The 24,497-nt window shown below is 45.1% G+C and carries 23 protein-coding genes; 4 read left to right on the top strand and 19 right to left on the bottom strand.

What is annotated here, in order from left to right:
- Positions 1 to 231: 231 nt before the first annotated feature.
- The 6 genes from G9G54_RS17185 to G9G54_RS17160 all read right to left on the bottom strand — a co-directional run bounded on the left by G9G54_RS17185 (position 232) and on the right by G9G54_RS17160 (position 7,786).
- Entirely contained in the window at positions 232 to 1,902 is a 1,671-nt protein-coding gene (locus tag G9G54_RS17185) for a ribonuclease J (protein WP_069291088.1), read from the bottom strand.
- 112 nt (positions 1,903 to 2,014) lie between these two features.
- Entirely contained in the window at positions 2,015 to 3,445 is a 1,431-nt protein-coding gene (locus G9G54_RS17180) for a YfcC family protein (protein ID WP_165178979.1), read from the bottom strand.
- Positions 3,446 to 3,447: 2 nt separating this feature from the next.
- Positions 3,448 to 5,031: an amidohydrolase gene (locus G9G54_RS17175; protein ID WP_165178978.1), complete on the bottom strand. Its 1,584-nt coding sequence runs from the start codon at positions 5,029 to 5,031 to the stop codon at positions 3,448 to 3,450.
- A 135-nt stretch (positions 5,032 to 5,166) separates the two neighbouring features.
- Positions 5,167 to 5,880: a GntR family transcriptional regulator gene (locus tag G9G54_RS17170; RefSeq protein WP_165178977.1), complete on the bottom strand. Its 714-nt coding sequence runs from the start codon at positions 5,878 to 5,880 to the stop codon at positions 5,167 to 5,169.
- Positions 5,881 to 5,976: 96 nt separating this feature from the next.
- Positions 5,977 to 6,789 (bottom strand): PfkB family carbohydrate kinase, encoded by an 813-nt coding sequence (locus G9G54_RS17165; RefSeq protein WP_165178976.1) that lies wholly within the window; start codon positions 6,787 to 6,789, stop codon positions 5,977 to 5,979.
- A gap of 28 nt (positions 6,790 to 6,817) precedes the next feature.
- Positions 6,818 to 7,786 carry an SIS domain-containing protein gene (locus tag G9G54_RS17160; RefSeq protein ID WP_165178975.1) on the bottom strand — a complete coding sequence of 323 codons (969 nt, stop codon included), beginning with the start codon at positions 7,784 to 7,786 and terminating at the stop codon, positions 6,818 to 6,820.
- A 309-nt stretch (positions 7,787 to 8,095) separates the two neighbouring features.
- Between G9G54_RS17160 and G9G54_RS17155 the strand changes: the two genes are divergently transcribed.
- Positions 8,096 to 8,728 (top strand): LysE family transporter, encoded by a 633-nt coding sequence (locus G9G54_RS17155; protein ID WP_165179039.1) that lies wholly within the window; start codon positions 8,096 to 8,098, stop codon positions 8,726 to 8,728.
- Between the two features lie 20 nt (positions 8,729 to 8,748).
- On the opposite strand, the gene G9G54_RS17150 is transcribed toward G9G54_RS17155, so the two are convergent.
- From G9G54_RS17150 to G9G54_RS17135, 4 genes are all read right to left on the bottom strand, one after another.
- Entirely contained in the window at positions 8,749 to 10,089 is a 1,341-nt protein-coding gene (locus tag G9G54_RS17150; protein ID WP_165178974.1) for an amino acid permease, read from the bottom strand.
- 247 nt (positions 10,090 to 10,336) lie between these two features.
- On the bottom strand, positions 10,337 to 10,636 hold the full coding sequence (locus tag G9G54_RS17145) for a spore coat protein (protein WP_061831981.1): 300 nt from the start codon (positions 10,634 to 10,636) through the stop codon (positions 10,337 to 10,339).
- Positions 10,637 to 10,653: 17 nt separating this feature from the next.
- Positions 10,654 to 10,839, bottom strand: coding sequence for a hypothetical protein (locus tag G9G54_RS17140; RefSeq protein WP_029515813.1), 186 nt, complete (start codon positions 10,837 to 10,839; stop codon positions 10,654 to 10,656).
- A 217-nt stretch (positions 10,840 to 11,056) separates the two neighbouring features.
- The gene (locus G9G54_RS17135; protein WP_103046978.1) at positions 11,057 to 11,491 is read right to left on the bottom strand and encodes a hypothetical protein; all 435 of its coding nucleotides are present in this window, start codon (positions 11,489 to 11,491) and stop codon (positions 11,057 to 11,059) included.
- 289 nt (positions 11,492 to 11,780) lie between these two features.
- On the opposite strand from G9G54_RS17135, the gene G9G54_RS17130 reads away from it, so the two are divergent.
- Positions 11,781 to 12,245 (top strand): MarR family winged helix-turn-helix transcriptional regulator, encoded by a 465-nt coding sequence (locus G9G54_RS17130; RefSeq protein ID WP_013369372.1) that lies wholly within the window; start codon positions 11,781 to 11,783, stop codon positions 12,243 to 12,245.
- A 176-nt stretch (positions 12,246 to 12,421) separates the two neighbouring features.
- Here the strand turns inward: G9G54_RS17130 and G9G54_RS17125 are convergent, their stop codons facing one another.
- The 8 genes from G9G54_RS17125 to G9G54_RS17090 all read right to left on the bottom strand — a co-directional run bounded on the left by G9G54_RS17125 (position 12,422) and on the right by G9G54_RS17090 (position 22,076).
- A complete protein-coding gene (locus G9G54_RS17125) occupies positions 12,422 to 14,014 on the bottom strand; it encodes a glycoside hydrolase family 32 protein (RefSeq protein ID WP_165178973.1) in 1,593 nt (530 codons plus the stop codon).
- Between the two features lie 106 nt (positions 14,015 to 14,120).
- On the bottom strand, positions 14,121 to 15,620 hold the full coding sequence (locus G9G54_RS17120) for a glycoside hydrolase family 68 protein (protein WP_165178972.1): 1,500 nt from the start codon (positions 15,618 to 15,620) through the stop codon (positions 14,121 to 14,123).
- Positions 15,621 to 16,229: 609 nt separating this feature from the next.
- The gene (locus tag G9G54_RS17115; RefSeq protein ID WP_165179038.1) at positions 16,230 to 17,744 is read right to left on the bottom strand and encodes an MDR family MFS transporter; all 1,515 of its coding nucleotides are present in this window, start codon (positions 17,742 to 17,744) and stop codon (positions 16,230 to 16,232) included.
- Between the two features lie 172 nt (positions 17,745 to 17,916).
- Positions 17,917 to 19,476, bottom strand: a complete 1,560-nt coding sequence (locus tag G9G54_RS17110) for an ABC transporter ATP-binding protein (RefSeq protein ID WP_165178971.1) — start codon at positions 19,474 to 19,476, stop codon at positions 17,917 to 17,919.
- 56 nt (positions 19,477 to 19,532) lie between these two features.
- Entirely contained in the window at positions 19,533 to 20,120 is a 588-nt protein-coding gene (locus G9G54_RS17105) for an ECF transporter S component (RefSeq protein ID WP_165178970.1), read from the bottom strand.
- A gap of 157 nt (positions 20,121 to 20,277) precedes the next feature.
- Complete coding sequence (locus G9G54_RS17100) at positions 20,278 to 21,036, bottom strand: energy-coupling factor transporter transmembrane component T family protein (RefSeq protein ID WP_165178969.1); 759 nt, start codon at positions 21,034 to 21,036, stop codon at positions 20,278 to 20,280.
- On the bottom strand, positions 21,020 to 21,616 hold the full coding sequence (locus G9G54_RS17095; protein WP_165178968.1) for a GNAT family N-acetyltransferase: 597 nt from the start codon (positions 21,614 to 21,616) through the stop codon (positions 21,020 to 21,022). The genes G9G54_RS17100 and G9G54_RS17095 overlap by 17 nt, the downstream gene beginning before the upstream one ends.
- 166 nt (positions 21,617 to 21,782) lie before the next feature.
- Positions 21,783 to 22,076, bottom strand: coding sequence for a hypothetical protein (locus G9G54_RS17090; protein ID WP_165178967.1), 294 nt, complete (start codon positions 22,074 to 22,076; stop codon positions 21,783 to 21,785).
- Between the two features lie 341 nt (positions 22,077 to 22,417).
- Between G9G54_RS17090 and G9G54_RS17085 the strand changes: the two genes are divergently transcribed.
- On the top strand, positions 22,418 to 22,897 hold the full coding sequence (locus G9G54_RS17085) for a GAF domain-containing protein (RefSeq protein ID WP_025719270.1): 480 nt from the start codon (positions 22,418 to 22,420) through the stop codon (positions 22,895 to 22,897).
- A gap of 90 nt (positions 22,898 to 22,987) precedes the next feature.
- Complete coding sequence (locus G9G54_RS17080; RefSeq protein ID WP_165178966.1) at positions 22,988 to 23,461, top strand: hypothetical protein; 474 nt, start codon at positions 22,988 to 22,990, stop codon at positions 23,459 to 23,461.
- 65 nt (positions 23,462 to 23,526) lie between these two features.
- Here G9G54_RS17080 and G9G54_RS17075 read toward each other — a convergent pair whose 3' ends face one another.
- Positions 23,527 to 24,291 (bottom strand): MerR family transcriptional regulator, encoded by a 765-nt coding sequence (locus tag G9G54_RS17075; protein ID WP_165178965.1) that lies wholly within the window; start codon positions 24,289 to 24,291, stop codon positions 23,527 to 23,529.
- Positions 24,292 to 24,497: the final 206 nt, after the last annotated feature.

Genomic DNA, 24,497 nt, shown 5'->3' with positions numbered 1-24,497 from the left:
TTGATTATATAAAACATTTAAGGGTAAGAATCCCGTGGCAAAGGCGAACGCTTCGCTTCTCCAGATTCAAATCCTCCGCTACGCTGCAAACCGCCATTACATCCGCATTCTTATAGGAAAAGTAGGAAGGAAATCAAAAAGACTTAAATCAGTTGTATTGCTGATTTAAGTCTTTTTTTGAGTAATCGCGTATTGAACAAGCTCTATCTTGTTTTGACATTTGCCGCTATTCTATACCTCAATAATGATAGGTAAAATCATGGGTCTTCTCTTCGTCTGGCTGTAAATAAACCGGCCAACATCATCTTTTAACATCTGCTTAATCAGTCCCCACTGACTCATTTCGATTTCTGTTAACTCGTTCACTGTGGACATAATCGTGTCGTGGATCTGACTCATGAGCTCTTCCGAATCCTTAACATATACAAAGCCTCTTGAAATGACCTCTGGCGTTGCGAGCATTTGCTTCTCGTTTTTGCTCAACGTCATCACAATAATCAGCATTCCGTCTGAAGAAAGCTTTTTACGGTCTCGTAGTACAATATTACCTACGTCCCCTGTTACCAACCCGTCTACCAAGCTATTGCCGGCTGATACTTTGGGCCCCAGGGATGCTCTTCCCTCTTCGATTTGAACAGTGTCACCGTTATGGACGATAAATACATTCTCCATCGGAATCCCCACAGACTCCGCTAGCTGACGATGCTGATACAACATCCTGAATTCACCGTGTATGGGAATCAAATACTCCGGTTTCATCAGGGTCATCATTAATTTTAATTCTTCCTGACTGCCATGACCGGATACGTGCATCCCCGTGGAGCTGCCTGATCCATAAATAACCTGGGCACCCAACACATACAAGTTATCAATAACCTGGGAAAGGTTTCGTTCATTCCCCGGTATGGCTCCCGCAGCAATGATGACCGTATCACCAGGCAAAATTTCGATTTTGGGATGCAGGGAATTGGCTAAACGTGACAATGCGGCCATCGGCTCTCCCTGGCTACCGGTACATAAAACTGCAATTTCTTCTGCGGGGAACCGCTCTGTTTCCCCCGGCTCAATCAACAAATCCTCAGGCATATGCAAGAAGCCCAGCTCCTTCGCCACCGAAACCACATTTACCATACTGCGTCCGAGTAAAACCAGTTTGCGACCTGTTTCCACAGCCGCGTCAATGACTTGTTGAACACGGTTCACATTAGAAGCGAACGTGGAGATAAATACCTGCTGCTTGGCTCTGGCAAATGCATCTAGAATATGCCCGCCAACCAAACGTTCTGAAGGGGTAAATCCCGGTCTTTCCGCATTTGTACTTTCGGAGAGCAGCACTTTTACCCCCTTCTTTCCTATTTCAGCCATTCGATGAAGATCGGGAAAAGGTCCGCTTACGGGAGACATATCGAATTTGAAATCCCCGGTATGGACCACATTTCCTTCCGGTGTCTGAAAAAAGACACCCAGGCAATCCGGGATACTGTGGACCGTGGTGAAAAAAGAGGCCTGAATCGTTCCCGCTTGAACGGTTGAATCTGCATCTATAAGATGAAGCTCAGCATCACGTAAAAGATTGTGCTCCCTTAACTTAATCTTAATTAATTCGATGGTGAGCTTTGTGCCAAAAACGGGCATATTAATCTGTTTCAGCAGATAGGGGATACCTCCGATGTGATCCTCATGCCCATGAGTCACAATGAGCGCTCTGACTTTATCCTGATTTTCCAGCAGATAGGTGACATCGGGCACAATAAGGTCAATACCAGGCAAGTTCTCATCAGGAAACTTGGAGCCACAATCGATAACGACAATATCCTGATCGTATTGGATGAAATACATGTTTTTCCCGATTTCATTAACACCGCCTAGAGCAGCAACGAGTAATCTATTATCAGCATGCATCAATTTTATTTCCTCCTTAGGAAAATGCTATCCATATTATTCATTTTTCACGTAAACTTATGCACAAAAAGAAACCCTTGTCTCTAAAAGACAGGGGCTCTCACTTGATTTATTAGATACCCACTGCAGCCGAAATCGCAGCAAAAATAGCAGCAACTAACCACAGAATGGGGAATAGCTTGAAGATTACCTTCAGCCACTGTCCAAAGCTGATCCGGGCAATGGCCAATCCAGCCAACAGTACTCCACCTGTCGGTGAAATGAGATTGGTTAACCCGTTACCGAATTGGTACGCTGTGACTACTGCTTCACGATTGATACCTACAAGATCGCCAAGCGGTGCAAGTACAGGCATGGTTAGTGCAGCTTCCCCCGAAGAAGATGGAACCAGGAAAGTAATAATATTATGTGCAACCAACATAATGGTAGTGAACAAGTAACCTGGCAATCCTTCCAGAATGCTTGCGAGTGCATTCAATACGGTATCAATGATCATACCCTGCTCGGCGATGATCAGAATTCCGCGGGCGAGACCTATGATCACTGCAGCGTAGATGAATTCTCCACACCCTTTTACAAAATTCTCAGCTATTTCCTTCTGGCTCATCCTGGTAACTATCCCGACAAAAAGACCGAGTGCGAAGAAAAGGGCGCCGATTTCAGTCATATACCAGCCTTTGGCCAAAATTCCCCAGACAATTGCTCCAAGCGTTATAATAAATCCACCTATAATTAATTTGTCCCGATACGTGAAGACGACGTCCTCACCTGTATTTTCTTTTATAAATTGCTCGCGATTTATAATATCACTTTGAAAAACAATGGATTTCTCGGGATTTCGCTTAACCCGGTGCGCATACCACATCGTAAAGGCAATAGAAATCATAGTAAATACAAGCCATTCAATAAATCTCAGCCAAAGCTGAGGATTCCCCTCCACCCCTGCGATCCCTTGGGCAATCAATACTGAAAATGGATTAACAGTCGAACCGACATAGCCAATTTGCGTTCCCAGAAATAGAATAAGAATAGCAGTCATAGAATCGAAGCCTAGGGCAAACATTAACGGAATAAAAATCGCATAAAGCGGAATAATTTCTTCGCTCATCCCAAAGGTAGAACCTCCGAGACTGAATATAACCATGGCAATTGGAATAAGCAGAATCCCCTTATTCTTCAGCCGTCTGGCAAGAGCTGTCAGGGAACGGTCAATGGCCCCCGTCTGCAGTATAATCCCGAAGGAGCCGCCCACAATAAGGACAAAAGAGACCACATCGGCGGCATTGATAATCCCCTCAATAGGAGCGCTTAGGATTTGGGGGAGGCCTTGTCTTAAATCACCGTTCTCACCAGTTTTGGGTACAGTGTGATAGGTTCCCGAAACGATTGCCGTTTTGGTCACACCGTTTACTGTCACTTCATGACGCTCAAATTGTCCGCTGGGCACAATCCATGTCAATGCGGCGACTGTAATAATAATCAAAAATATTAAAGTATAGCTATGGGGCAAGGATAATTTCCATTTCATATTCTTGATGTTCATGTTTATCCCTCATTCCAAGAATGGTTATACGTAACCTTCCCTCCCATAATGGTCAATATCACTTGGGCGTCCCTGATGTCACCAGCGGATGCGTTAAGGAGGTCGCGATCAAAAACGGCGATGTCAGCATATTTTCCAGCCTCCAGCGTACCTGTAACCTCTTCCATATAACAATGTTTGGCTCCATTAATGGTCCATGCCTTTAAAACTTCGGATGGCGGCATCCCTTGGTCAGGATACCAGCCTCCTGCAGGCGAGCCATCCGGGAATAATCGGTGAGAGGCTGCATATAGCGAATCGGGAACACTCGTGATAAATAAAGGCAGATCAGTCCCAATGGTTATTGGCACGTTAGCCTCTAGCATGGATTTATAATTATTAAATCGGTTTTCATTACCTTTGCCTACCACAACAGGCATATAGGCCTCTTCATAGGTTGGATTCAGTAGCAGGATTTGGGCGTAGACTTCGGCAAAAATTTCGTTTTTGCCCATTCTGATCAAATCATCTGGATGAGGATACTCTAGATCACTGATAGAATGTCTGATAAGGTTATTACCTTGTTGTTCGCGGCATTTTTCAATCATGGATACCGCTTGGCGAATCGCAGCATCACCTTCTGCAGTTAGGCAGCATTTGATACCTTGGCTGTCTGCTTCCAGCACAGAGGCTTCAATCTTTTTGTAGTCAACCGTCCTCAAAGTCGTTACTCCGGGCATATCTGCGTAAGGTTCCAGCATGTCCCCCGTATGATCTGCTACGACACCGTCAAGCATCAGCTTGTATCCTTGGAAACGAATAAGGTCTCCATTATAAAGTGCTTTATACTTCATACCGGTGGCAATATCAAGCGATTCAACAACGGGTTCAAGCGAGAAATGAAATCGGAGTGGCAGTTCCCCTGTTTCTTTCAATTCTTCTAGAATCGGCAGCAGCTCGCTATGCCGGTCAAAGCCAATATCTTTTATGGAGGTAACTCCTCGTGCAGCTAGTATGCGGCAAAACTCCATAAACTCTTGTTTGACAAGGCTGTGATCCTTCATCATAGCTTGGAGCAGCAAAGCGCGTGCCTCAGCACTGCATTGATCCGGCAAAAATTGATATTTCTCCTGAGCCAGTCGGTTCATCCAGCAGTAGCTTTTATTTAGGTTAATGGCAATTACCGCCCGATCAGGGAACAGCTCGTCCAACAAGCTTTGCTCAGGCAGCTTGCCCCAACCTTCCTCGCTCCATCCGTAAGCGGTTACATCTTTCCCTGGCGGAAGATTGTTTGCCGCTTGTAGCATGGATTCCATTGCTTCTTCAATCGAGGCTACATGAGTCAAATCCACGCCCCGATGCATCGACATATATCCGGTAAAAAATACATGGTTGTCATGAACTCCTGGCATGATAAAAGCATCACCCAAATCACAGACAACCGTTCCCGCTCCTATCCAAGCTTGTGCCTCCTCGGGACGCCCCACTGCTGCAATACATTCTCCTCGCAGTGCAATAAACCCCGGCGAGGCTTCATTTTCTAAGCCATTAAAAATAGCATTTGACAGTAAAACTTTGTCCGCTAATGTATCATTCTTCCCTTGCACAATTTCACCCCCTCATTATTCATCCGCCTCACTATATAACGTAATATAACGTTATAATATAGCTTCTGCTTCTCTTATAGAGTGGAAGCAGAAGCTGCGCCGTACCTGAATACATTTACATAACAGGCAACGGATTTATATTGAGAATTGATAACGATCTCCAATGATGTACTGTTTACCTACATGAACGGGGCCTCCATGCTGATCATAAATAATCGTGTGCATGTAGAACAACGCCTGTCCGATGGCCGTCTCCAGCAGCTTTGCCTGGTATTCATCCGCCAAAGCAATTTGTAATATCGTCTCTCCTGGTTGGTTAGGATCAATGCTGTATTTATGACGCAACAGTTCGTATACCGAGCCCTCCAACTGTTCTTCCATTAGAAAAGAAAATCGGTCATAAGGATACAAATTATTCTCCAGCATTAGCGGTCGATCACCGGCGTATCTTTTGCGCTGAATATATAACACCTTTTCTCCTTGTTGCAGCTGCAACTGATGTGCAATTTCCTCATCTGCTTCTATGATTTCACGTTCTGTGACCACACTGTGTGAAGATAGGCCGTTGGATTTGCAGGCAGCCGTAAAGCTGATGACATGTTCAATCTTCCGCCCAATTTTGGGTACATTGACAAAGGTACCTTTTCCTTGACGTTTGGTCAGATAACCTTCATGAACCAATTCGGCAATGGCTTTTCTTACGGTAATTCGACTTACATTGTAGGTCTCGCTTAGCTCAGTTTCGGTCGGTATACGGCTTCCCTGCGTAAATGTTCCATTATGAATAGCCGTTTTGACCGCTTTTTGTAATTGTATATATAATGGCTCTGCTTGGTCCGAATTCAACATAATGTGCCCTCACTTGTCATATAACGTTATATTACTCCCACTTAGAGTATCAAATGTTACATATTCTTACAAGTGAAGATATTTGAACATAATTTTTTAGTAGCGGACGCCGTATCCGAAAGAACCTTCTACCAGACAGCTCTGAGCAGCAACCCTCGAGCCTTCTACCATAGCGTCCTGAATGTTGCCATTTTTCAAAAAGCTCAGTAAAAAGGCGGTTATATAAGAGTCTCCTGCCCCCATCGTATCCACAGCGTCCACGGAATCAGGCATTTGAAAATAGAACTTAGTACCATCATAGGCAATAGATCTATCTCCGCCGCGTGTGGCTACCAGAATTTGCCCCTCTTTTTTTCGATTGAAGCGGATATAGTTCTGCGTCTCTTCATCCGTCATATGGCTGCAAGAGAAGAAAGCGAAATCGGCGTACGCAATATATTTCTCCACCTGTGCATCTATGAAATCATCCGAAAAGTCAAAAGAAAGAGGGATTCCCAGCATCTTCAATTCAGGCAGCAAGTGTCCTGTATGACTGTACAAGCCGGTGTGAATAAGGTCGAACTCGCCAACATAGGCCTTGTCATCTTCACTCAGCTTCAGCGGATGGAGACGTGTAACTCCTCCCTCATTGCTGCCCAGAAATATTCTGTCTCCGTCTTCCAGGGTTACACGTGCACAGCCGTTCTCACCGCTATGATATCTGCACCGTGAAATGTCGATTTCCAGCTCACGGAGAATGTGTTCTACATGCTGTGCTTCGTTATCGTCTCCGAATACTCCGATAAAGGCTGCATCTACTCCCGCTTTTTTGGCAAACACACTGAAATTAAGCGCATTGCCGCCAGGATACATCATGCGCAGATGAACATATTTATCTACCACATTATCGCCAATGCCTAAAACTTTCATGATGGTTTCCTCCTGTTGGTAAGTGCGCTTAGTAAGCTACTTTGCCCATATAACGACGAGTTTCCAGTGGGTGATTGCGTACATTTGCGAGTGCTTCACGATAAACACATACAATGCTGTAAAATAAAACCGGGTTAAAAAACTCAACGACCTCGTCGGCAATAGTTCCGATTCCAAGCTCCTTCGCATCGATCACTTCCACTTTCTCGGCATATTGATTCAGGAAAGTCTGTGCCCGCTCATCCAATGCCCGTGTGCGTCCTTCGTTGATCATCAGAATAAATGGAGTTTCTTTATCCGTTACTTCAAACGGTCCGTGGAAAAATTCACCCGAATGGATTGATGCCGCATGAAGCCATTGCATTTCCATCAGAGAACAGATAGCAAATCCGTACGCATGTCCATAAGAAGCTCCGCTGGTCAGGATATAGAAGAGGTCTTCATTGCTATATTTGTCAGCGAATACACTGGCACGCGGTTCAACTTGTATTTTTGCCCGATTAATAATTCCATTGATTGCTCCCAAGCCGTTCTGGAAAGCTTGATAATGCACATAGCCTTCAGCGATTTGAAGCAGCTCAACAGTAAGCTCCAAAATAATAGCCATCGGGTTATTTTTGACATCGCTCTCATCTCCCCACTCGTAGAGGAATGAATAATCAGAATAATTGAGCAGTGTCGCTTCACTATTGTGGGTTAAGCCGATGGTGTAAGCGCCTTTCTCTTTGGCTGATTTAGCAGCCGCAACCGACTCCGGCGTGTTTCCTCCATGGGAACAAACGATGACTACTGCGTTTTTACCTAATCGTTTTGGCAGCGCGTGCACAAACTCATTCGCCGCATACATCCCTGCTACCAGCTTCTTTGCTTCACTATCCAGAAAATATTTTGAGGGATACATATCGACTAATGAGCCCCCGCAGGCTACTAAATACACCTCGGAAATCTTCCCACTCGCTTGTTCATAAATGGTTTGAACCGTCTGTTGTACATTCATTTTTACCTCTCCTTTTTATATAACGTTATATAACGTATTGTTTACGAGATAAATATAAGCGCTTTCAATAAAAGTGTCAAGCCCATTTATTTGATGAACTTATGATCTGCATTATAAAAGCTCTAATCCTTGTGTCAACGGAATTAGAGCTCCTTTTTTTAGATTTAATTCATTGATAGGTGGTTGGCAATAACGAGGCTACTCCTACAATATACGCACAAAAAATATGGTCTTACAAATGGGTTTGTCCGAATAAACTTAAATAGACAAATACATAACATCCAATAATACTCAAGGAGGAAAAAGGACATTAATACATTTATCAGTTATATTTTTCTAGGTCTGTCACTTTCCGCTCCCATTGGACCGATTAATGCCGCACAGCTGGATCGAGGTATCAAGAATGGTTTTTGGCACGCCTGGTTTATTGGGCTTGGTGCAATAACCGCAGACATTATCTATATGCTACTTGTTTATTTGGGAATGATTCACCTTCTTAATGCTCCGTTTGTCAAAGCTTTTTTATGGCTGTTTGGTTTTTTCGTACTTGTGTATACAGGTATTGATAGCATCAAAAATGCAGGTGTGATTTCAGAATCCGAAATAAGGGGAAATGGTACTACATTAAGTAACTCATTTATGTCCGGTTTTCTAATGTCATTATTTAATCCCCTCTCCATCCTTTTTTGGCTTGGCATTTACGGATCCATACTCGCAAACGTCGCTAATACATATCCAGTACAACAACTAATGATCTATAGCGGAGCGATTGTATTAGGCGTGTTACTCTGGGATGTGACCATGGCAGCCGCTTCAAGTATTTTCCGGAGGTTCCTAAAAACCGGATTGCTTAAAACCATCTCTTGGATGTCCGGATTATCACTTATCGGTTTTGGCTTTTATTTTGGCGTACAAGCATTTCAATTACTTTTTTTACGCTAACGCTTAACTCACTGACAACGTTAACGAGATTCCTTGGCGTGCTTTCGGCGAACCCATTGTACAATGAGGTCACATATTGCAATTAACAAGACAAGCAGTAAGCTGATATACACTCCCGGGCGGCTAAGTTTATGAAAAAATGATCCGACCACGGCCATAGCTATCAACAACAATCCAATCCAACGTTTAATATTGTTTGATTTGCTCGATTCCAGTAGCTTACCTGAAGACAACAAAATAAAACACCAGTTATACAACAGCATTAACCCCGCTGCAGTAGTGATATATTCATATACTTTTCCCGGTAGTAGCAACGACATTACGATGGCTGAGATTAATCCAACGGAGATCAAACTAAGTGCATAAAGAGGATATTTGCCCTTCCACTTCCGTGAAAATAATGTGGGCGCATCTCCTTCCTGTGCAAGCGTAAGCATCATAGATGTCTCTGCATATAGAGATGCTGTCATCGTTGAGAACCCTGCAATAATAAGCACTCCATTAAATAAATGAGGCACAAAAACCAGATGATCGCTGCTAAGCGCAAGCACAAAAGGACTTTCTTTCGGGTTAAAGGCACTTAATGGCACCATAGACACAGCCAGACCAATCGAAAGCACATACACGGCAACCAGCGTAATCAGCATTACCTTGCCTGCTTTAGGTGCATCCTCCGGTTTTTGAAGCCGATTAGACATAATTCCGAGCACTTCAATACCTCCGTATGCATAAAAGGCAAAAATAAAAGATGACCACAATCCTATGCCCCCAGTCGGAAAAAATTCTTTGTAACTGATGGGGAACTTTGGATTATATTTTCCTCCTCCGATCCAGCCTGCCAAAAGAGCAACGGCCAAGACCAGAAACATAACAATAGCTGCCATCTTAATGATGGCTAGTACATTTTCAACTCGATCAAAACCCTTATTGCCAAAAAAAACAATCACAAGCCCTAAAATCCCGAAGCCTGCTGCAAATATCCACATCGGTACCTGAGGAAACCAAAAGCGTGAGAATATAGATAGCGCGGTTAGTTGACTCCCATTGATAAGCAATTCTGAGAACCAATACACCCATCCACTGCCGAATCCTGCCCAACTTCCAAATGCTTTTTGGGCATAGGAACGGAAAGAACCCTGTTCAGGATGATCTGCCGTCATGCGCGAAAGGGCATCAAACACCACATATGTTCCCACTGCTGCAAAAAAGTATGCAATCAGCACGGCTGGACCACCTATGGAGATCGCTAAGCCAGACCCGAGGAAATATCCTGTACCAATGGTACCTGCAACTCCTAATAAGCTAAGTTGCCACCATTTTAGTTTTTGATCTTTTTGCTTAACAGCTGAAGACTTGCCCATAATGAAAATCACCCTATTCCTGATATTGAGACCTAGTTCTCCGATATTATGATTGCCTTCTTCACCATATTTCATGTGGACAGCAATTCATTTCGTTATTTGTGATTTCTGGATTAGAAGTGTGACTATTTATATAATAAAAAAGCACCAGCAAACTCGTTTAAGGTTTGCTGATGCTTTTTCTACATAAAACCAGAGACTTCATTTGGGACTAAATAGAATCTTTTGTTGCGTTAATGATTAATTATCAAAATTTAGACATAGAAAGTGCCTTGTCCGCATTTTGAATATCCATTTGAATTTGCTGCTCTGGATCATAAGCATTATAGTAGCCATTGTTCTTCATATAATTAAAAATTTGTTCATGAAGATTAACAGCTTTGCTCAATTGGTCACAAAGAACATTGCGAACTTCCGAACTGGTTGACTCTGTCAGGGCAATTGCATAGCTTTTAATTCCACTTTTAGCCGAAATCAACAGGTCAGAAGCGATCACCTGATCCGTCATTCCACCCATTCCAGTCATGTTCTGAACAATAGAATTCACGTTAATCCTCCTTTAAATTACACGAGCAGATTTCTAAGCTGTTGAATATCTTGTGTGCCACCGTTAACATCCTGCTGCAAAATGTTTTTTAAATTTGTGTCTGATACTAAAGGAATCATGGTTTGGGCTTTTGTCAGGCAAGTTGTTTTAAACGTAAGTAGCTCATGTAATTCCAATTTTTCGTGAACTCCTAATTTTTGCAAGGTCAAGACCTCCTTTCTGAAATTGTTATTCCCTGCTGTCGTTGCTATTTATGCATATCCTACAGAATTTCAATTCTGGTGAAAGCTCTAACTGAGTTTTTCTCACACAAAAAAAGCTCCTTCAAAGCCACAATAATTAATGGTCTTATAGGAGCTTTATCCTAATAGGAGCTGAGCAGTGAAGACTCAAATTCTAATCATGACTTTTAGGACAAAATCAGATATGGATGCTTCCAGAAAATCCATCCACTTCGTCTTCAGGTTGTTGATCAGAGCTGACGTTGTGCTCCTCCATCGTATTAGTATACGTTTGAGAGGAGCCATTTTTATAAGCTTCGCTCCAGTCTTCGTTGATCGTGTGTGCCGGGATAATCCAATCTTCCGGGCTATAACCTGGATGTTGTACACCTATGTTTCCTTGCAAACCGGGATATTCATCCGGTTTAGAGAAAAGAGTCCCTACCTCAATCATGCTTCCTTCATAGGCTTGGCAAATTTCCAATGCAGACAGCACATCCTGGTTCTCAATATGAACACTGAGACCTGTGTCACCATTTGTGCTGGCGGAGTATCCAATTTCCTTTAATGTTTCACAGGCTTGGGCAGCTTGCTGCGGATCACGAAATTGAAAACGGAAAGAACCTGTATCCATGTGTTTCATCTCCTCTGAAGTAGCTATTTGGTTAATTGGGGTTCATCAAGCTAGGTATGTTATTTTTAATATAACCAAGCGGAACAGTATTTTTACATTCAAAACCTTTATTTTTCAAAAATTTACTTTAAAGCTTTGAAATTAAATAGTTAAAAAAGCAGCTACTGTGACAAATCGCATGTTTTCGCTACGTAAATCCCTTTATGCTAGTAACAAGGGTATGGTTGCCCGGTCATCCGAGCCGAGCGGTCAAAGGATGCCCAAATCCATACATAAAGGCGGAATGAAGATGATAGATTACCGAACATTGGTGACACAGCAATCCATGCATTTGTATAGCGTGTTTGCCAAGTCATTCAAAAGTGTAAACGAACATGCGGTTGCTGGCATCAAAACGGTGGGCTTCAACCCAACGGCCTTCGCCGTGATGGAAGTTTTATATCACAAGGGCGCGCAGCCAATCCAACAAATTGGAGCAAAGCTGCTTCTGCAAAGCGGAAATGTCACTTATGTTATTGACAAGCTGGAAAGCCGCGGTTATTTGCACCGTCACCCGTGCGACCAAGATCGTCGGATTATATATGCAGAATTGACGGACGAAGGACAACGTGTCATGGACGAAATTTATCCTGATTATACACGTCAGATTGAACGTGCCTTTAGCGGAATCAGTGAAACCGAAAGAGATCAACTCATCGGCTTGCTCAAAAAATTGGGCCGTAGCGCTGATAACTTGTCACCTTATCACAAATAGAATGAATAGTAATTTTAGCAACTAATCGTTTGTGAATAAACGAACAATCTTATAGCTGTGCTAAAACGAAAATTTAGATTTACAGAGAAAAGTCCACCCTTATATTCATGGGTGGACTTTTTATATACCTGGATAGAGCGAAATATGCCCAAGCTTACGAGCAGCATAAGTACCTGCTATCGACTAAAATGTTTGACTACTACATTATTAAAAATTGCTGGACCGCCATCGGAAAACAGAGTGATTCTCTGATCCTCTAACCGTGGAAATATTAAAGAGGAATAAGCTACTTCTCCACCATCGACAAACACTTCAATACTGGTTTTATCGACGAGAATGTTCAGGTGAACCTTTTTCTTATTAGTATCAAAAGGCGCCTTGCTCTCCACATATTTTCCACTCTGATCCGGCTGCCCGGTGTTGGCTCTATTTACGTAGGAGTATTGACCGTCTACTGAGACACCCACATCGACATGACGCTTGCCATCCGTCGACTCTCGAAGCCTCAATCCTACATTTTTAATCGTGGACCAAGATACATCCGCCTCTAGCTGATAGGCATCGCCTGCTACCGGAAGCCGGTGAGCACCCTCTACTTTAATCGTTCCTAATGATTTTTTGGATGTTTGGAATCGCTCCAAATTGGGTACCGGCTGTGAAACCAAACGATATCCAGCATCTGCCGTATGTTTCAGTCGAATTTGGCGAACAATCGAATCCATTCCATTAAAGCCTTCCTTTAGGGTAGGCGTGTTATTGGCATAATCCCAATTATTCATCCAGGCCAGAGCATAACGGTGACTATATTTATCTTTGTCTTTTCCTTCCTCGAACGTAACTGCACCATACCAGTCAAACCCATAATCCAGCCACTCAGGTTCACTGTGATTAGGGAGAAATGCTTCTCCATTAAAATCTCCCGTCCAATAGGCATACGTGTTGGGTCCGCCTGTTGATTTGCTATTGGCGCTCACACCTAGAATCCATTGATAGGTTCCATCATCCGCACGCATCCGGTAAAGGTCAGGACATTCCACAAGCCCAATATTTTCCGTTTGAAAGCCGCTCGTATACCGCCAATTCTTTAAATTATCAGACTCATAAAAACCAATCTTCGTTCCCTCTGCCATGACCATCACCCATTGATTACGTTGAGTATCTCGGATGATTTTGGGATCTCTGAAGTCCTTTGTACCGGGGTTGGACATCACAGGCTTGTTGCGGTAAGAAGTAAACGTCTTGCCTTTGTCCTTACTGTACCACAAAAATTGTTCCTGCTTTCCGCCATCTGCGGAGGGCTGTGTCACAATGGCTACCAGCGTGCCTTTTCCAAAACCTGCGGTATTATTATCATCGATCACGACCGAACCGGACCAAGGATCTCCATTCGGGTTCGTATATTTTGGAATCGCCACCCCTTCATCTTTCCAATGAACCAGATCGGTTGATGTGGCATGTCGCCATTCTGTACCGTTCTTTTTGGGATAATCACGATTATATAAATAGTAATAATGATATTTTCCATCCATATAAATAGGCCGTTGAGGATCATTCTTCCACTTATCCGGAACGGTAAAATGATAGGCTGACCGGTAGGTCGGTGTTGTTTGCTTACTTTGATTCGCTTGATTTTTGGGAGTTGCAGCAGATTTTTGGGGTTTGCCTGCATCCTGTTGGTACATACTCCAACCCATAGCTATAAATATAGTTAAGCCTGTGATGATTACAACGGATCGTATCCAAATGCTCTTGGGAGCTTTTTTTCTCATTATGACGATCCTCCTTACCTCTCATTGCACCGTTATGTACCGCCCGATGGACGACAGATCGGGTTGCTACCAAGCCGCCGCCTTCGGACATACTGCTTATACCTACTTATTTCTTGCCATACTCATTTTGGGGTTCTTTTTTGTCCTTTTCTGGATCAATCGTGATTTGCCCTTGCTCCAAAATACCGTTTTTCACAACAGACGTTTTCGAGCCTTTAATATTCAGCAGGAAGCTTGGCGCGAAAGTAGATTTGTGATCCGGGAAAAGCCCACGATTGGTCATATAACTCGACACGACTACGTTATTGCCTTTGCCTTGCGGGATAGCAAAATGGGCATACGTCCAGGTAACATCATCACGATCCAGATCCTGGTGAAGAACGAGACCGGTTCCATTCAGCGGTTTATAAGGCCCTGTCAAGGAAGTAGAAACATAACCCAGCATGTAAATATCATCGTCACCGATCGCATCTACAGTCACCTTGGAACCTCTTGTACTCGTAAATAAATACCACAAACCGTTCATTTTAAACACATTCGCCCGTTCAATTTCATCTGTTACCAGATTGGATGCAATCAAAGGAGGCATTACATTTTTCAACGTATAATCATCATTCAATTCAACGATACCCAGTGCGCCGTTCGCCAGCTCAGCTCCCTTTTTCTTAGGACTTTGCAGCAGGTTTTGTTGCTCTTCCGTGAAAAATTTCTTATTGCCGCCATAATAAGCTGGGTTTTGAATCGAATCTTCGCCCTGATAGCCTGTTTCTGTCCCTGTGTTGGCTTCAAATATAATATATTTGTGGCCTTGATCCTCGACATAGTGAGGGTCTCTAAAGGTATGATTATCCATTTCCACTCCGACGCTTTGCTGTACATTTTGATAGATTTTCCCATCTCCACCGTCATAGATCGATTTCAAATCCTCGACTCCATCTATTTTCAGTGTCTTATCATCAGGCTGAGAGACATTAATTTGAGCCGTGCTCAAGGTTTGCTTGCCGTATAATTTGTTATTTGGATCATACGGCTGTCTGCTGGTATAGAATAAACGTACTTGTCCATCAGAGGTTAAGGTAGCTGAACCTGACCATTCTTCTGACTGATTTTTTAGAATCGGATCGTTGGCAAGCAGTTTATCATTGTCTTTAAATACTCTGCCAGCGTTTTTCCAGCCGCTCAGTGAAGTATTGCCCGCTTTTTGATAGAACAGGTATATGAATGTATCCTCGCCTCTTTTAGGATCGCCTGCCAGTCCAAAAACGATATTGTACCCCTTGTAATTGGCTACTGTGCCATCGGCATTTTGTAACGGCCAAGAGTCCCAGACATCGAAATCAATCAGCTTGCCTGAGCTGTCGCGACCCATAGCAGAAGGAATATTCTTAATTGTAGACGCATCGAAGGACGGAACCTCATATTTCTCTTTGCCTTGCTGTTTGAAAATATTCAGCATGTCATTACGCGTAATTTGCGTAAATGCATTGTCTGTTTTGAGATCAGATGCATCATTTTCCTCGGCAAAAGCCTGAACGCCACCTCCTAATAGCAAGGTAGTTGCTACTGTTGCAGTGGCTGCTTTACTAAACCATTTGTTAAACTTCAAGTACTCCATCTCCCTTAATCTAATTATGCTTCTAGATTTGAAACCCAACTTTTTGGTTGTTAGGGCCATTTTATATGGTATGTCAAACGATTGATATAGACTGAAAAGCCCTATTATGTGAGGTAAGAAAACAGGTTCCTCTATGAATTTCATCCTCATATTTTCCTAGTAATTTTCTGAAAATTCCTTTTTTTTCATTCCTATTACATTCAGAAATATTTGCTACTTGATTTTTTTCCGTGTCCCATTTTGCTAGGTTGGTTGCTTCATTTACATGCAAAATCGTTCTAAAATAAATCATACAAAGCCCGATTTGTAAGCGGGTTCAAAAAAATGGTTCCTTAGTACCCTACAGCTCAATGCAGAAACATATTTTTTGTTACAATTTCTTAAGACTTTTTTACCATTTTGTTACCTATACCCTATGAATATATAGCAACTCTAGGGGGGTTTTATTTCCTTTTTGTATACTGGGGAATTTATCGGTCCTATACGAGGTGGCTATTTTGCTGAATCAGTAGGAGGAGAGACCATTGCATAAAGAGACAGCCCGGACCCTTATTTGGTGTACCGGACTGTCTCTTTATCATGAAAGATTTATATTATTTTTTATGCGTGTTCTCTTTGTGGTGTCTTTACGCGCTGATCTGCCTCTTCTTCCGTACCCGGCGGACGGTTCCGCAGTCCGAGGACGACAAACCAGCTAATAACTGCAATAACGACCATGATAACGAACAGGGAATGCAGACTGTTTTCCAGTACAGAACGAAGTAATCCGGCAACCTTGTCACTTAGACTTTGTGAAGCATGCGGGGCCAGCAGACCATTAATATCCTCCTGCGTAACCCCTTGCTGAGTTAGCTGTCCATCGGCTGTCTGGGCAGCGATGCGATAGTTCAGCCATGAGCCGAAGGCTGCAACCCCAATCGTTTGCCCCAACGTGCGCAGGAATGTATTCAAAGCTGTAGAGGCGCCACGCAGCTGGAACCCGACCGAGGACTGGGCAATAATCGTAAACACAGTTATCGAGAAGCCGAATCCCAGTCCATACAACAATGTAGACAGGAACAGCAGCCAGATCGGAGCCGTTTGGCCCATCAAGGTCATGACGAAAGCCCCCAATACAATCAGGGTCAGCCCAATCAAAGAGGTTCGACGCGAGCCCAGGGTCAGCAAAATGCGTCCTCCGATCATGGAGCCAAATAGCCAGCCTACGGACATTGGAGCCAGCGCGAGACCAGATGAAGCGGCATCTCCACCGTGTACACCTTGAATCCATAGTGGAAGATAGCTAGTCAGTCCGATCAATAGAGTGCTGACTAACAGTGCTGCGGCACAGGAAAAAGCAATATCCCGTATCCAAAATAGCTTTAGTGGCACCATCGGCTCCTGAGCGCGTTTTTCAATAACCAAAAACAGAATCAGGAACAAAATGGCTACGGCAGCCAAGGCCAGCAATTCAGGAGAAGCCCAGCCGATATACTGCCCACCCAGTGCCAATACGAGCAAGAGGGCCGTCATCCCGATGGTAAAGGTAACCGCTCCCGGCACGTCAATACGTGCGGTACGCTTGCTTACCTGTTCCCGCAAGTAACGGGCGATGAAGAACATAGCCAGCAATCCAAAGGGGACGTTAAAGCCGAAAATCCACTCCCAGCCAAAATAGGTAACCACATAACCGCCCAAGAGAGGCCCGATCAAGGAAGAAATTCCCCATACGGAGCTGATCATGCCTTGGACTTTGCCGCGTTCCTCCATTTTGTATATATCACCGATGATGGTAAAGGTAACGGGAATGACACCACCTGCACCAATCCCTTGTATAGCCCGGTAGATAATAAGCTGCTCCATACTACCAGCCATCATACAAAGCAACGAGCCAAGTACAAACAACGAACAGCCGATTAAAAAAATGGGTTTTCGGCCAAACAAATCGCTAAGCTTGCCGAAAATGGGCGTGGTCACAGCCATCGTCAGCAAATATGCCGTGAAAATCCAACTGAGCAATTTCATGCTACCCAGTTCGCTAACAATCGTCGGTCCCGCTGGACCGATAACCGTTCCTTCAATTGCGGCCAGAAAAGTGGCCAATAGAACACCTGTCAGCACGAGTCCGCGCTTCATGGGTTTATCGTTTCCCAAGCAAATCACAAATCCTTCCCTTATAAAAACTGTGTTGTATCTGTGCGGTTTGCCTTTCCAGAATGGATTATTACCCGCCCCGCATAATCGTAAACAGGCGGCCTATATAGGCCGCCTGTTTGTACGATGTATATATATTATTGTCTACATATCGTTAATTTTTGTCAACTATAATCGTATGATAAATCTCACTATTTTCCATTTTATAGAGATGGCCCTCTTCCATGCACAGAACATCGCTGGCAAAGCTTTCAGCTACCTGCATATCGTGGGTGATGACCAGAAAAGCCGCACCTTCGGCAGACTGCTCTGTGCACATACGGAGCAGAATATTCGCTCCTTCGTAATCCGTTCCTGCGGTAGGCTCATCCAAAATGTATAGCTTTTTGGGCAAGATGAACTGTGCCGCAACGCTCAAGAGCCTTTTTTCGCCTCCACTTAGCAGGTACGGGGAGGCATCCAGTCTGTGCTCCAGCCTGGCGGAAGCCAGTAAGCGCTGCGCCCGTTCCACATATGCGGCGGGAACCGGCTCCCCGGTCCGTAAACCAAGCTTGGCGCGCACGCTGTACAAGCATTCCTCCCACACCGTTGCAGCTGCAAACTGATGCTCTGGCTGCTGGAACACATAGCCGATTCCGGCAGCCAGCTGGTGAATTGGCAGCTTCGCCATATCCTGCCCCTCCCACCGCATGCACCCCTTCGGTGCTGGGAGTAGACCCATAAGCAGCTTGCCGAGCGTGGTTTTACCCGAGCCGTTCTCACCCAGCAGCACGGCTCGTTCACCGGGCGCAAGAGCTAGGCTCACACCCTTTAGCGCTGCCCGCTGGCTGCCAGGATAGGTGAAGGTCAATCCCTTCACCTCCAACAACGGCTGCCCAGCGCGGTCCGCTGCTGAGCCGGGATTCACCCCCGGCTCACGCGGCATGTCTCCCCTCCCTGCCGGAGAGGGGAGCAGCCCCAAGGCGGCCAGCTGCGCACCATGTTCGCGCAGCAACGTTTCGGGCGGACCCTGCAGCTGCACAGTCCCGCCCTTCAAGACGATGACGCGCTGCGCTACCCGCGCGCCATCGTCTATGCGGCCGGACGCGGTAACCACCGTCCGTCCTTCGGCATGGAGCCGCCGACATAGCAGGGCGAAGTCGCGTACAGCCGGCGGGTCCAACTGCGCAGCTGCGTCGTCGAACACGACCAGCGGCGCTTCCAACGCCAGTACCGCAGCAATCGCGGTGCGTTGGCGCTGGCCTCCCGAGAGGCGCCGCACGAAGGAGCCGCGCTCGGGAGCTAGGCCGACGGCCTCCAGCGCAGCGGCAATGCGCTGCGCTATTTCTGCCGGAGGCACGCGCAGGTTCTCCGGCCCAAAAGCAATCTCGTCTTCGACGATTCCCTGCACCAGCTGGGCATCCGGGTCCTGAAGCACGACGCCGACAGTGGTGGCGACAGTAGCCAAATCAGCGGTATCGGGATCCATCCCGTACACGGTCAGCTCCCCCGTCCGTTCGCCTTCACCGGAGCGGGACAACCCGCCATGAAGTAGCTGACATAGCGTAGACTTTCCACTTCCACTAGCTCCAACAATGGCTACATGCTCGCCCACCGCAATGTCCAGTGTCAGACCATATAAAGCTGGCTCCACCTGATCATCATACCGATAGCCAAAATTCTTCAAGGACACAGCTATTTTACTGCTAGAGTTATCATCGCTATGTTCATTCATAATTGAAATATCCTCGATCCCCATTGTTGAAAATATAACCACATGTATAGCCACGGCTATGCACGTGAAGCGCGTCCCAGTTCAAAACGTTTTAACAGTCCCGTACGATTTAAGGCATCGCCCAGCACTTTCGTCAGCAGACCGCACAGGACAATGCCGCTCAGGATACGAACGACCAGTGCAATCGTCAGCACCTTCCACCCCCAATGCATATAGCCAAACATATTGGCTGCGACAATAAACCACAGCGGAACCATAGCCCCACCCACTAGCATCAGCGAAACTACGTTCCAGCGTCGATACCGCAACAAGGCAAATACCAACTCAGCCGCAATCATATAGCAGACAGCCGCCGCGATAATAGAAGCAATTCCATAGGCAGAGCCCATAAAGGATTGCACCACCGCGCCAAATGCATAAGCAATAACCGCCGTACCCGGCTTACGAATAATATAATAAGCCAACAAGCCGTATATCATGTACAGCCCGACAATAGAGGAAGTAGCGATAGGCCCTCCCAGACTGTTTAATGTTTTGTTAATGAGCGACAAATACACGGTCATGACGCCGTTCAACGTGGCCAGCATCGCCATGAGCACGATATCCAGCGTTGTAAACTTTGCAAACATACGAGATTCCTTCATATGTATTTCTTGACTCCTCTCCCTATCTAATCTATAAGATTACAGCTCTGATCCTTGTACAAGCTGCTACTGTATAAATGTATTCATCTGCGGCCTTATTGTCAACCTAATTATATTTTACAGGTTGACAATAAGGCCGAAAATAAGAGGCTTCACTTTATAAGCTCCACCATAAAACAGCCGTAGCTACTACAGCAGTCATAGCCCATAAGTTGCCTAAACGCCCATTGTTCAGTGTACGAAGATATGTCCGTTCTGCATAAGCGCCGAAACCTTTGCCCTCCATAGCCAACGCCGTCTGCTGAACCCGTCTTACAGCATTCACCAACACGGCAGCCGCATACCCGCTCCACCATGATAACCGATGGCTCCACCCTCGTGGTGGTTCCTGTCCACGAACACGCCGTGCTGCCATAATTGTTCGCCCTTCTTCCTCCAATAAGGGGAGAAACGTCAGTGCCACTGAAATACCGAACGCAAACCGATAAGGAACACGCAAGCGCAAATTCAATGCCTGCACAAAATCTCGGGGATCGGTCGTCGAGAGATAGATATAAGATGCCAAAAACAACACAAAAATCCGCAGCGTTAACGCCCCCGCGATGTCCAGTCCCTCTGCCGTAATCACAATGGGGCCCCATGCAGCCACGAGATGTCCTTCTCGAATCGCTAGGATAGACAATATAAAATACGGAATACCTAAACCAATTAGGAACGACATAGCCCGAAGTTGGCGTGCTAAGGGCAAACGTGCGCCCAAGCCAGCCACAGCAATCAGTACAGCCAAGAGTGCTGCTTCCCGCAGCGTCGAATCCCAAGCCATCGACAGGAGGCTAAAACATCCCACCCATATTAACTTACTTAACGGCCCTAGCCTGTGCAGCGGCGACAAACCGCCGTTATACTGAAACAGCATTTCGTTGTGCCTCCAGTCTGAGCCATTCTTCATGCAGTAAAGAATACATCAGCATATCCTTAAAGCCTGTAGATGTATGCTGTACCTGCCGCAACAGTCCTTCCTGTGTCCAGGCCATCGAGGACAGCAGAGCTTGCGAGCCTGTATTGCGCGGGTCCACCAGCGCTTCGATCCGATTCAACCGAATCGTGTTATACCCGAATGACAGCACCAAGCGTAGCGCCTCGGTCATGTAACCCTGTCGCCAATAAGGCTTGGCTATCTCATAACCAATCTCAGCTTTATAAGCTCCCTCTGTCTGCCAATAATTAAAACCACAGCTTCCAATCAACTTCCCGTTCTCCTTCAGCTCTATTCCCCAGCGCAGCGCATCCTCCGTCTTCGCCAGCTCATTCAACAGCTCAATCATATCCTCTGCGTCCTCACGCCCTGACATACCAGAAAGGTTCATATAACGGTGAACCTCCGGGTCAGACCAGCAAGCAAACATCGTAGCCGCATCCCCGCTTTCCATCCTTCGCAGCCGAAGACGCGAACTTTCCAGCGGTGGTATATGCCCCTTACATGCATATGCACACATGTTCAATCATCCTTCCAGCATTAAAATGACAATAAATATACGCTACATTTAAGCATACACCTTCAACAAACACAACCTTATTTAAAGCTGAGAAGCTTATATATAAAAATAGCCCTCCTGTTCCTAGGTTTAGGAATTAGAAGGGCATCTTCTATATTATAAGAGATTAAACTGTGGTGCGCGTCGGTTTCTTCACAACATCCTTGTACAGTACGCCCAGCATCGACTGAATTTCCTGTAATTCATCGATCCCTGCGCCGGTAATGCTGAACATATCATCATGCGGTGTCAGAAAGTTTTCCTGCGTCAGGTTTTCAAGCTCCTGCTTGACCTCACGTTCTCCTACACGGTAACCGCGCTCTTCCAACACAGGTTGAATATCTCTTATCGTGAGATCGTTCTGATGTGCATAAGAAAGCATCTGTATACGGATAAACAAGTTCTGAACATCTGCATGCATAATTGTAACTCCTCCCTGGCCTAGGCCAACCATGTTACACTGTTTTTACCCATAGAGGATAAGCTGGAAACAGATGAGGACAACCCTTGCTGAATTACTTTCTATATTGTTTGCCCCGTTAAAACGTATAGCCTTCTCCTTCCTAGAATGATTCTGTACAGAGGTTAGAGTACGGAGAATACCGAAAGGTTACAGAGTGATTTTCCACTTGACTGAATATATACAATCGTTATATCTTAAATTAATTAACCAATGGTAAAAGCCAATTGCATAATTACCTATTTTTGGCGATATATACAACCCTTAATGTGAAAATTTAATGTTAGGAGCGTGAACTCTACATGTTTCAAGCTATACCTTACGAAGGCACACGTCATGAACAATTCGAATCGGTTCTCGGACAACTCCGGGCACTTATTCATGATGAATCCAATACCATTGCCAATTTGGCAAATGCTTCAGCATTACTTGGTCATTTCCTTCCAGATATTAATTGGAGCGGCTTCTATCTTTATGATGGCACAGAGCTTGTACTTGGTCCTTTCCAGGGCTTACCTGCATGTATACGGATTCCATTGGGACGTGGCGTATGCGGTACCGCAGCAGCAGAACAACGAACGCTTGTTATAGATGATGTTCATGCGTTTCCAGGACATATTGCCTGTGACGCTGCTTCCAATAGTGAAATCGTTATTCCCCTTGTCAAGAATGGGGAGCTGATTGGAGTGCTGGACATTGACAGCCCACTAAAAGGCCGCTTTGATCACGAAGATCGCGTATTCCTAGAGGAATTTACGGCTATTCTGGTAGCCAGCCTATAACCAAAAATAGCGCATATATATCGTCTTCCTTCGCCACAATATAGGAGGGTCTGAAACCCAAAACTATCCGGCGAAGGAGATTGATGATCAATGTTCAACAACATGGCTCCACAACAACAACTTCATCAATGTGAACAAATTATTCAGCAATTGGCACAACAAACACAGCAAGGAACCGCCATGTATCAGCAGTTGCTGCAACAAGAGCAACAAAATGCATCCAGCCTTGAAAACCTGGTGCAACGTGAACGTAATGCAGCTCAAATGATCCAAACCGCAATCCAGGACCACCAAAAAGCTATGCAACAATACCAACAAGTGATTCAACTGTGTAGTCAGTTGGAAAACACCATCCGCTCGAGCAGCCAAATGACTCAGCCTGGATTTGGCGATAATTATGCTTCCCGCAGTATGCAACCAACCTCCTTTAATACAGGAAGCCACATGAATCACAGCTTTCCGCAACATATGGGAACGACTGGACAGCATTTCGCAAGCAGTGGCATGCAACATTACGGAAACAACAGTCAGCAAGGCATGAGAACAGCACAAAGCAGCATGTAAGCTGCTTTACACACAAAAAGGGTGAACAGCAAGCCATCGGAATCGGCTTGTTGTTCACCCCTTTGTTAATTTAATTCCCGTTCGGCTAGAACCTTCATCCCGTCTCGCAAATACTCAGCCAGTCCGGGGCGATAGCCTTCATACATTTTATTGAAATCCTCATGCTCCACATACAAGTCTCCCAGCCCGCTATAAATTTCTGCTGTAGGGGTATAGAATCGGCTTACCCATTGAAGATGACGGCGAATTAGCGCCTGTACTTCTTCACTGTTATGCCTCAATCCTTTATTCATGGCTTCTGCCAGCCGTCGATGAATCTGATCAGCCTCTGCCTGCGAATCCAAATAATCCTCTTTGCTCCAGTTCTTCGTCGCCGTCTTGCTCTCCTGAATTGTTTCCTGAGCCTCTTGACCATAACGTTCTGTCAAATCACGTTCATACATTTCCTGCTTTTCCGGATTAAATCCTTGGTACATGTGCTCTGGTTTCATTGCTTGCTCCCCTTTCAAATGAGCCACCGTTTCGTCGATGGTCTGTAGGAGAGTATGCAAGCGGAAGACTTTGGCCTCAACCTTGGCTCGATGCTCCTGCAAAACCTCAGCTTTTTGTTCCTTGGTTTGCTCCAGCACCTTTCCAATTTCAGATAAAGGCAAATCCAGTTCCCTGTACACCATGATTTGCTGAAGCCTCAAAAGTTGTTCATGTTCGTAATAGCGATATCCATTATTTCCAATATGATGCGGTTTCAGCAATCCGATTTCATCATAATAATGCAAAGTTCGTACGCTGATTCCCGACAGATTAGATACTTCCTTTACCGTATAGGCCATTCCGCTTCACCTCCCTTGCTTGACAGTCTAGTGTCTCACGTGGCGTGAGAGTCAACACCCCCACTTGCCCACCTTGGTACTACACTTTTACCCGTTAAGCGTGTGATGAACCGTCCCTGTGACAAGGATACAATCAATTCTTTTGTTTAAAGATCGTGATCAGACGACTCATATATTCACGCATATTTACAATTAAATTCGAGTCG

It is taken from the genome of Paenibacillus sp. EKM212P (genome assembly GCF_011066115.1).
In the GTDB taxonomy this organism is placed as follows: Bacteria; Bacillota; Bacilli; order Paenibacillales; family Paenibacillaceae; genus Paenibacillus; species Paenibacillus polymyxa_B.
This window is presented reverse-complemented; position numbering and strand designations above follow the sequence as displayed.